At 50.6% G+C, this 2,500-nt stretch carries 2 rRNA genes (1 of these 2 cut by a window edge); both read right to left on the bottom strand.

The annotated features are described in order from the left end of the window. Positions 1-22 precede the first annotated feature (22 nt). Positions 23-135: ribosomal RNA gene (rrf, locus tag H9S92_RS13995) — 5S ribosomal RNA — on the bottom strand. Between the two features lie 265 nt (positions 136-400). Beyond that, positions 401-2,500, bottom strand: a 23S ribosomal RNA gene (locus H9S92_RS14000); it runs 756 nt beyond the window's last position.

Raw genomic sequence — 2,500 nt, forward strand, 5'->3', positions numbered from 1 at the left:
GTAGCGATGAGGCTTTCATAAAAATTGGCGGCGACCTACTCTCCCGGGATCAAGTCCAAGTACCATCGGCGCTGGGCAGCTTAACTTCTCTGTTCGGAATGGTAAGAGGTGATCCTGCCCGCAATAGCCACCAAAGTCTTTTGGTTGGCACTTCAGTGCAAACCACGTTCTTTAGTGAAACGATCAACAAGTGGGAAAGAGAGTGTTCAATAACTTTGCAGCGGACTTTGCTGGCCACGTAAAGACCTGGTTTTGCTGATTTAAAATTTATCATCAAGCGTCAGCTTCAATTTACTTACTCATAAGTTCTAGGGCAATCTATGTTGACCTCGTTTGCTTATTTTGTAGACTTTTCTTAACCGTTTGCCCTACTACACGTAGTACGGCTTTGATTAAGAAAAAAAGGAAGCTGTCGGGCGATTAGTATCACTCGGCTCCATACGTTACCGCACTTCCACCTATGACCTATCAACGCAGTCATCTTCTGCGACCCTCAATGGAATACTCATCTTGAAGTTGGCTTCGTGCTTAGATGCTTTCAGCGCTTATCCATTCCGCACATAGCTACCCGGCACTGCAGCTGGCGCCACAACCGGTACACTAGAGGTGCGTCCATTCCGGTCCTCTCGTACTGGAAACAGATCTTCTCAATATTCCTACGCCCGCAACAGATAGAGACCGAACTGTCTTGCGACGTTCTGAACCCAGCTCGCGTGCCACTTTAATGGGCGAACAGCCCAACCCTTGGGACCTTCTTCAGCCCCAGGATGTGACGAGCCGACATCGAGGTGCCAAACCTCCCCGTCGATGTGAGCTCTTGGGGGAGATCAGCCTGTTATCCCCGGAGTACCTTTTATCCTTTGAGCGATGGCCCTTCCATACGGAACCACCGGATCACTTGAGCCTGCTTTCGCACCTGGTCGAATTGTCTTTCTCTCAGTCAAGCTCCCTTATACTCATACGCTCTTCGCATGATTACCAACCATGCTGAGGGAACCTTTGCGAGCCTCCGTTACGCTTTAGGAGGCGACCACCCCAGTCAAACTACCCACCACACACGGTCCTCCTGTTTTGCAGGAGTTAGTGTCAAAGTATAAGAAGGGTGGTATTTCAAGGACGACTCCACAAGCACTGGCGTGCCCGCTTCGTAGTCTCCCACCTATCCTACACATCTTATACCCTAACACAATGTGAAGCTATAGTAAAGGTTCACGGGGTCTTTTCGTCCCGTTGCGGGTAATCGGCATCTTCACCGATACTTCAATTTCACCGAGCTCATGGCCGAGACAGTGCCCAGATCGTTACACCATTCGTGCAGGTCGGAACTTACCCGACAAGGAATTTCGCTACCTTAGGACCGTTATAGTTACGGCCGCCGTTTACTGGGGCTTCAGTTAAGACCTTCGGATTGCTCCTAAGCCCCTTCCTTAACCTTCCAGCACCGGGCAGGTGTCAGACCCTATACTTCATCTTGCGATTTAGCAGAGTCCTGTGTTTTTGCTAAACAGTCGCCTGGGCCTCTTCACTGCGGCCCCACATCACTGTGGGGCGACGCTTCTCCCGAAGTTACGCGTCTAATTTGCCTAGTTCCTTAGCCATGATTCACTCGAGCGCCTTAGGATACTCTCCTCAACTACCTGTGTCGGTTTACGGTACGGGCCGCTTCACTCGCTATTTCTTGGAAGACGCTTCGGTACACTATCAAATTCCCCCGAAAGGGTCTCTGTACTATCGGCCAGTTTTACCCAGCCTTCAACGTACTATTCCGTCAGTACGCGATACCTACACTACTCCGTCGCTTTCATTGTGAGCGGGTACGGGAATATTAACCCGTTTGCCATCGGCTTCGCCTGGCGGCTACACCTTAGGACCCGACTAACCCGATTCTGATTAACATCGAATACGGAAACCTTAGTTTTACGGCGAAGGGGTTTCTCACCCCTTTTATCGTTACTCATGCCTACATTTGCTTTTGTAGCCGCTCCAGCATACATCGCTGTACACCTTCGGCGCTGACTACAATGCTCCCCTACCACGTACAGACAAGACACGTCTTGTCTCCACATCCATAGCTTCGGTACTGGACTTATGCCCGAGTATTTTCCGCGCAGGAACGCTCGACTAGTGAGCTGTTACGCACTCTTTAAATGAATGGCTGCTTCCAAGCCAACATCCTAGCTGTCTTAGCATCCCCACATCGTTCAATTCAACTTAGCCCAAATTTAGGGACCTTAGCTGATGGTCTGGGTTGTTCCCCTCTCGGCAACGGACCTTATCACCCGCTGCCTCACTGCTGCTACTGTTATGCTGGCATTCGGAGTTCATCAGGGGTTGGTAGGCGGTGAAGCCCCCTAGCCCTATTGGTAGCTCTACCTCCAGCACACATTACACAACGCTGCACCTAAATGCATTTCGGGGAGTACGAGCTATCTCCTGGTTTGATTGGCCTTTCACCCCTACCCACAGGTCATCCGAAAACTTTTCAACGTTTACCGGTTCG

The sequence above is a fragment of the Neolewinella lacunae genome (assembly GCF_014349155.1).
Lineage (GTDB): Bacteria > Bacteroidota > Bacteroidia > Chitinophagales > Saprospiraceae > Neolewinella > Neolewinella lacunae.